Source organism: Halalkalibacterium halodurans (genome assembly GCF_004376175.1).
In the GTDB taxonomy this organism is placed as follows: Bacteria; Bacillota; Bacilli; order Bacillales; family Bacillaceae_D; genus Halalkalibacterium; species Halalkalibacterium halodurans.
The window spans coordinates 24271-31554 of the sequence record NZ_SNUY01000049.1 but is presented as its reverse complement, the minus strand read 5'-3'; the positions used below and the strand labels follow the sequence as shown (position 1 = coordinate 31554).

At 41.8% G+C, this 7284-nt stretch carries 6 protein-coding genes; 1 reads left to right on the top strand and 5 read right to left on the bottom strand.

Features of this window, described 5'->3' with window-relative positions; translation table 11 throughout:
* The first annotated feature begins 144 nt into the window (after positions 1–144).
* Complete coding sequence (locus E2L07_RS14765; protein ID WP_134229943.1) at positions 145–1983, top strand: helix-turn-helix domain-containing protein; 1839 nt, start codon at positions 145–147, stop codon at positions 1981–1983.
* A gap of 332 nt (positions 1984–2315) precedes the next feature.
* Here the strand turns inward: E2L07_RS14765 and E2L07_RS14760 are convergent, their stop codons facing one another.
* The 5 genes from E2L07_RS14760 to E2L07_RS14740 all read right to left on the bottom strand — a co-directional run bounded on the left by E2L07_RS14760 (position 2316) and on the right by E2L07_RS14740 (position 7205).
* Positions 2316–3854, bottom strand: a complete 1539-nt coding sequence (locus E2L07_RS14760) for an extracellular solute-binding protein (RefSeq protein WP_010896660.1) — start codon at positions 3852–3854, stop codon at positions 2316–2318.
* 25 nt (positions 3855–3879) lie between these two features.
* On the bottom strand, positions 3880–4689 hold the full coding sequence (locus tag E2L07_RS14755; RefSeq protein WP_161598570.1) for a carbohydrate ABC transporter permease: 810 nt from the start codon (positions 4687–4689) through the stop codon (positions 3880–3882).
* 389 nt (positions 4690–5078) lie between these two features.
* Complete coding sequence (locus E2L07_RS14750) at positions 5079–5516, bottom strand: Hsp20/alpha crystallin family protein (RefSeq protein ID WP_010896658.1); 438 nt, start codon at positions 5514–5516, stop codon at positions 5079–5081.
* A gap of 52 nt (positions 5517–5568) precedes the next feature.
* On the bottom strand, positions 5569–6063 hold the full coding sequence (locus E2L07_RS14745) for a tetratricopeptide repeat protein (RefSeq protein ID WP_010896657.1): 495 nt from the start codon (positions 6061–6063) through the stop codon (positions 5569–5571).
* Between the two features lie 30 nt (positions 6064–6093).
* A protein-coding gene (locus tag E2L07_RS14740; protein WP_134228893.1) for an IS3-like element IS655 family transposase occupies positions 6094–7205 on the bottom strand; the annotation gives its coding sequence in 2 pieces (ribosomal slippage) (positions 6094–6956 and positions 6956–7205; 1113 coding nt in all).
* Positions 7206–7284: the final 79 nt, after the last annotated feature.

Below are 7284 nucleotides of genomic sequence, written 5' to 3'. Positions count from 1 at the left end.
AAATTGAGGTTTGACAAAACATAAAGAACTTGATCACGTAAAAAGGTATGGGAACACATCTATAGTAGCAAATTGAATGGAATCAGTAATATCAAGGGTTACAGAAATTTGTCCTGTGGCTCTTATATAAAGTTTTGACAGTACGTGGACACGTGGGGGAGTGAATTTAATGAAGAATTAGCCAACTCCTGTTCCACACAAATGAATTTAGTAAAAAAACTACCTCTTAACAGCAATCAAAAAACGGGACTGGCCATCGCCAGCATTCCAGCATGTAGTGTCAATAAAATTTTAAGTGAAAACAGTCAAAATGAAGCGTTTTTCGTACTGGATGAACAGTATCGCCCTGTTGGCTATCATAACCTTTCGATCTTAGAGGATGACTTACTCTCCGATGGTACGTTAATAGAGGCATTAGCTGCCCAGCAAACAGCCAATGGCAACGGTCAATTTTCTTTACCTTTAAGTCATTCCACCTACACGGTGACCTTTCGTACATCTGATTACAACCAATGGACCTACGTATCGGTCATTTCAAGCCGAGAACTAGCAAAACAATCGAACGCGATCGGTGCCTTTACAATGTACATTTCAGCTGGTGTCTTGCTCTTAAGCTTGCTTTATTCATGGGTGGGCTCTAGGCGAATTTACCGACCAGTTCAAGAGCTATACCAAATGATCACCGCGACCTTTTCAGCAGGGTCAGCGAAAAAGCCACCGAAAGATGAATTTGAATTAATTCACGCTCATATTCATAATGTTCTCGATCTAAACAATGAATTGGAAGAGAAGCTACAAGGTCAAATTAAACAACTAAAGCAATTTTTCGTCCTTAATTTGATCAAAGGTCATATGAGCCCATCGGAAATCGAAACAAAATACGAAACATTCCAATATCCGAAAGACTGGGGGCAGCTCCATGTCCTTACATTGCAAATCGATTCCCTGGAAGGAACGAAGTATGCAAAGGAAGAAAAAGATGTTCTTTTATTTTCGATCAACAACTTAGTAGAGACCCTTATTCCTGAAGTTGAGCGATTAACGCCCGCTCTATTAAACAACACCGTCGTACTCATTCTCCTCACGAACGTTGACCACGAGCAAAAGCGGGACGGTTTTGTACGCGAAAAAGCAGAAGCAATCATGAACGAAGTGAGACAACAGCTAGACATTTCTGTGAGCATCGGTGTGAGCCTGCCGTATGACGATATTACAAAAACACAAGAAGCGTATGATGAAGGGATAGAAGCGTTAAAATATCGGATTAAACTAGGCTGTCAATCAGTCATTTTCTTCTCAAATTTGGCACACACTCATTCGTTCCATACGTACTATCCGAAGCAGCAAGAAAATGAATTGTTCGATGCCCTTAAACTAGGAGATAAATCGAACGTGAAAGATCACTTAGATGCACTGATTGATGGAATCTTTCAGAAGGACCTTCATCCGAGCCAATATCAAATTTCCTTGCTTCGGCTGCTGAACAATACGATCCAACTGCTGCAAACTCTAGGCATTGATTCAGTGGACGTTTATGATAAGAAAACGCTCTTTGACCAATTGTTTAGCTTACAAACAATCGATGAAGTGAAGCAATGGTTTTTTACGAAATTAATCGCGCCATCGGTTCACACTGTAGCCGAGCGTATGGATTCCCAATACAAAACAATTTCCGACCAAATTATCCACATCATCCAAAATGAATTTGATATGGAACTAACGTTAGAATCCATTGCTGAACGACTACATTACAACCCGAACTACTTAAGCAGCATTTTTCGCAAGGAGACGAACATTTCATTTAGTGAATATTTGAGCTCCTATCGATTAGCGATGGCGAAAAAATGGTTGCTGGAAACGTCCATGCCGATTCGAGAAATTGCCGAACGATTATGCTATGGCAACTCGCAAAACTTCATTCGATCGTTTAAGAAAAAGGAAGGAATGACACCAGGAAAATACCGTCAATCAAAAGTATCATAAGAGCGTGAGGTTCACAAAGCCCCGCGCTCTTTTGTATACTTTGAACGTCCAGTCGGTCGAACATGTCCGCAAGTTCTTGGGACTCTGATCGCCAATAGGCTGGACGCTCCGTGACAGTGATGTTCTTGAGGAAGCTATGCGATTGTCCGTGGGAGTCGGCCGGACGAGAGTTCGAACTAGCGTGGAGCTATTAATAAAAAAAGTCGTAAGATGATGAGCCTTACATGAATTCTATCTCCTGTAAAAAAAGACTTTAGCCTCTAGAGAATCTAGTGACTAAAGCCGTTGAATGTCATTTATATTAACAGGGGGATTTTTACTTAAGTAACGGATTAATTGAGTCTTTCGTAATCTTCGTTTAATTCTTCGATAATGCTTTCTCCACCATTAGTAAGCCAGCGTTCTACTTCAGCTTCGAAGCCATCTTCGTCAAGCTCACCTAAAATATACTTATAAGTCGCATCATCAATGATTTTCTGCAATTCGGTTCCACGCTCCGTATACGTTGGCGAGAAGAGTGGCTCAGCAGGGTTGGTGACAATAATTTCGTTATTGTCTTCCGTTAGACGCTCATACTCCTCATAGAGAGGGTCACCGTATGCTTTTAAATAATTCATTTCTCTTGCAACTAACGATACTAGTGGCTGAACTTCCGCCGCCCAGTCATCTAAATTTTCTTCGATTCGCTCGAAGTACTCACCATCAATTGTTTCATAGTGTACATCTTCTATTCCATAGGCCATTAAATTGTACACATCTTCCTCTGCGATGCGATCAAAGAATGCCAAAATCCGTTTGAGCTCAGCCTCTGTTTCAACACTTGATTTTGGAATGGCAAAGATTCCATTGTGACCTCCTTGTGCCCAAACTCGGTCTTCACCGTCAGGACCGGCAATACGGTTTGTAATCGCCACTTCCATCTCTGGATTAATGTCCTTCGCTTTATCTCGTAAGTTACGGGCATCAACCATATTCCCGACGTAAATTCCCGCCCTCCCTGTCATAAATAGCTCTTGCTGCTGTTCTTTACTCGTGACAGGAAACTCGGTGTTGATCAAGCCTTCGTCATAAAGGCTCTTCATGTAATTCATCGTTTCCACATATTCATCGGTCATAAATTCTGGCATTAATTTACCTTCATCATCAAATCCCCATTCATTCGGGGTTCCGTGATAGGAAGCCAATGTTTTAAATGCTCCGAAAATTAAATCATTTCGATCGGTAAATCCGACTGTATCATCGGCACCTGATCCATTAGGATCATCATACGTAAAGGCACGAGCCACTTCATACAGCTCCTCTAAGTTTGTCGGCATTTCAAGCCCAAGGTTTTCGAGCCAATCTTGGCGAATGACGACCCCTTGTCTTGACAACGGACGCTCACGATAGATTCCGTAGATCTTTCCGTCTACAGAAACGTTTTCTAAAATCGTTTCATTCATCTCACTTAGATTTGGGAATTCATCTAAATAAGGGCCAATTTCCCAAAACTGTCCTGAGCGAAACGCATTAAGGACAGATGACGTTCGGAAATCTTGCAGCGTAATGACTTTCGGTAAGTTTCCTGAAGCTAGCGCAGCATTCACTCTGTCTTCCTTCACCGCATCTGGTACCCAGATTAAGTCCAAATTCGTATTCGTTAACTCTTCAATTTCTTTAATCACAGTATCTTTAGGTGGCTGTTGATGATAGAGGATCACCATCCAATCCAAATCTAAAGGAGAATCCGGATCAAATGCTTCCTCTTCTGTATTGCCTTCTCCCTCTTCAGCAGGAGCACTTGTCCCCTCATTGCTGCTAGAACAAGCAACAACTAAAAGCAGAAGTGATAAAAATGCGAGCCATCGACATGCTAGAGACATCCTTTTCATGAACATACCTCCCCATTTTTTATTTTTACCCTTTCACTGAACCTAGTAAAGCTCCTTTTGCAAAATGCTTTTGAATAAACGGATAGACGATTAACACAGGAATGGTAGCAACAACGATAACGGCCATTTTAATTGTTTGTTCTGGTGGCATGACGAACCCGGCACCGAGCTCGGTTAAATCCCCTTGCATACCACTAGACATAATGACAATTTGTCGCAATAACACTTGAATAGGCCACATGCTCGAATCATTCAAGTACAAAATCGCTTGCATGAACGTATTCCAATAGGTGACTGCATAAAAGAGAGAGATTGTCGCAATAGCTGGCATCGACAATGGGAATACGATCCGAAAGAAAATCCCAACATCGTTACACCCATCAATTTTTGCTGACTCTTCCAGACTCTCAGGAATGTTTTGAAAGAAGTTTTTTAAGATAATCAGATTAAAAGCGTTAATCGCTGTAGGAATAATCAGCGCCCAATACGTATCAAGCAGGCCCAATGATCGGACAACGAGAAACGTAGGAATCATTCCGCCGCTAAATAGCATCGTAAATACGACAAGGAACATTAGAACCCGGCGACCGTCTAGATCTTTTCGCGATAAACCATATGCCATCAGCGATGTTAAAAACATACTGAACCCGGTTCCTACGACGGTCACTAAAATGGAAATGATCAGACTACGAAAAATAATGTCTGTCGAAAAGATATAACGGTACGCATCCAAGGAAAAAGTCGTTGGAAACAGAATAAATCGCTTTTGCAGCACTTCCTCCACCGACGCAAACGAGCCAGCCACTATGTGGACAAAAGGAAGAAAACATATCATGGAAAATAAAAAGAGAAACAGATAATTAAAGATGTTGAAAACACGACTACCTAGCGACTGATCATGGACCAATCATCATCACATCCTTTCTGTATGATCATTTACGTGCCAAACAAAATTTTAAGAAAGCGCTATCATTTATTTGCAAAGACACGTAACGAATGTACCTTCACTGTACCAAGGGGCATTTTATCGCGTCTACAATCCTCGAAACAGGATGAGTAGAAGTGTACTGTTACAAGGCCCGTTATGTGATGATTATAAGAAAATGACCCCTCTTCTAAGGTAGTGATTATTCGGTGAAAACCATCGCCTTTCTTTGTCAGTTAACTTTCTTAAAGTAAAAACAAAAACACTTGCCTCATTAGACAAGTGTTTGTTATACAGGATTAATGGAATTCTACATCGATCGTGCGCCGCCGGTCATCGAGTCGCTTTCTCATTCGCACCTCTAGGACCCCATTTCGATAGGCGGCGCGAATGTCATCTTCAGCCACTTCAGCTGGTAATGGTACCACTCGACGAAAATGACCAATCTCCCGTTCACGACGATAAAATCGTTCATCATGCACTTCCTTTGATCGTTTGATTCGTCCTTCAATTCGTACGGAGCGAGGTTCCACATCGATTTGAAGATCCTCTTTCGACTCAAGCCCTGGGATATCACACTCTAAAATCACTTCATGATCCGTCTCGTGCACATCCATTTTCGGACTAAGTGTCAAATGCCGGTTGGGTAAATCGATCGGAAAGTCAGGAAAGAATCGGTCAAACTCTCGACGCATTTGATCTAAATGGCGAAATGGTTCATAAGGTGTTAACGACATTAAATACCACCTCCTACTAAATTCGGAGATAGTATCTCCAGCTCTTCACCTTTTATGCTTTCCACGTTTCATCTAGCTTATCTGCATAAAAGAGAATCGCTTGCTTGTAAGATTGTATCGTCTCATCATCGCTCGTTTCAGCGATTATTTTTAGCAATAATTCTACCCCTTGCTCATAGCGACCAAGGTTGTAGAGGACCATTGCGTAGAAAACACGGAGCGCCTGATGGTTAGGAAATTGCTTCACGCCGTTTGCGAGAACGGCTTCTGCTTTCCTATACTCCCCTAGCGTTCGAAATGTGCTACCTAGCCCGAGATAACACTCCGCCAAGTCCTTTCCTTGAAGACCCGATGCGATCGCCTTTTCATAATAAGGAACAGCTTGAGCTTCCAATCCTAGTACATCAAAGCTCCAGCCACATTGATAAAGAATTTGTGGATCGTGAGCATGCTCCTTACAGAGTGTGACAAGGATGGCATTCGACTCTTGATAGCGCTTATTTTGGCGAAGGGCAATCGCCTTCTCCAAAGTTTGTTTCACATCCATTGGAATGTCAACACTAAATCGGACAATTATTTAAAGGTTCATTAACTTGTATTCAGTCGGTGTTAAGTAATCTAATGATCCATGAATTCGAATAGTATTGAACCAGTGAACGTAGTCAAAAAGTTCAAGGTCAAGTTCCTGTTGGCTAGAAAAAACCGCACCACGAACGAACTCTGTTTTGATCGTCTTAAATGTGGCTTCTGCGACGGCGTTATCATAGGGCGTTCCTTTCTCACTCAATGAACGCTCAATGCCAAAGGTTTCTAATGCCTGATCGATAAGTTTGTTCTTAAACTCACTTCCTCTGTCCGTGTGGAATAATTCGAGGCGCTGAAGATTGTATTTAACCGATGCAAAGGCACGTTGAACTAACTCAGCACTTTTATGAGGACCTGCGCTGTAGCCAATAATTTCACGATTATATAAATCTACTAATACACAAATATAATGCCATTTCTGTTGAACACGTACGTAGGTTAGATCACTGACAACGACTTTCAGTTCTTGCTCCTGATTAAACTCCCGGTTTAGTGTATTCCCAATTTCTGATTCATTACAGCTTGTTTTTGCTGGTTTAAACTGAGCTACTGTATATTTGGAAACCAGGCCCTGCTCCTTCATAATCCGCCCAATACGGCGTCTTGATACAGTCCAGCCTTTCTTTCTTAGCTCAATTTTAATCTTTCTTTGGCCGTAGTTATCACGGCTGTTCTTAAAAATATCAACGATCAGTTCCGACAACTCTTCATCCTGGTCGTCTCGAATTTTTGCTTCATAATAGTACGTACTTCGGGCCATTTGCAGGACATCGCACATTGCTGATACCGAGTATTTGTGGCGGTTGTTCCGAATCACATCTACTTTCGTCCCATGATCAGCGCGGCTTGCTTTAAAATATCATTCTCCATGGCAAGCTTTTGATTCTCTTTCCGCAGCCGAATCAACTCTTCCTGTTCGGGTGTACGGTTGTCTTTTTCTTCAAAGGATCCACTGTTCTGGTGCTGCCGAACCCACTTATCAAAGGCAGAAGGCGTCAGCTCGTATTCTTTGATAATTTCTGCACGGGGCTTGCCAGAAACATGAAGTTGAACGATTTGATCCTTAAATTCTTTTGTATAGCTTCTTCTCGGACGCTTGGTCATGTTTGATTCTCCTCAGAGTTTATTTGAATCAAGTGTATATGACCTTAACGAAACTGTCCAACTAAGTGTAACCTATTCA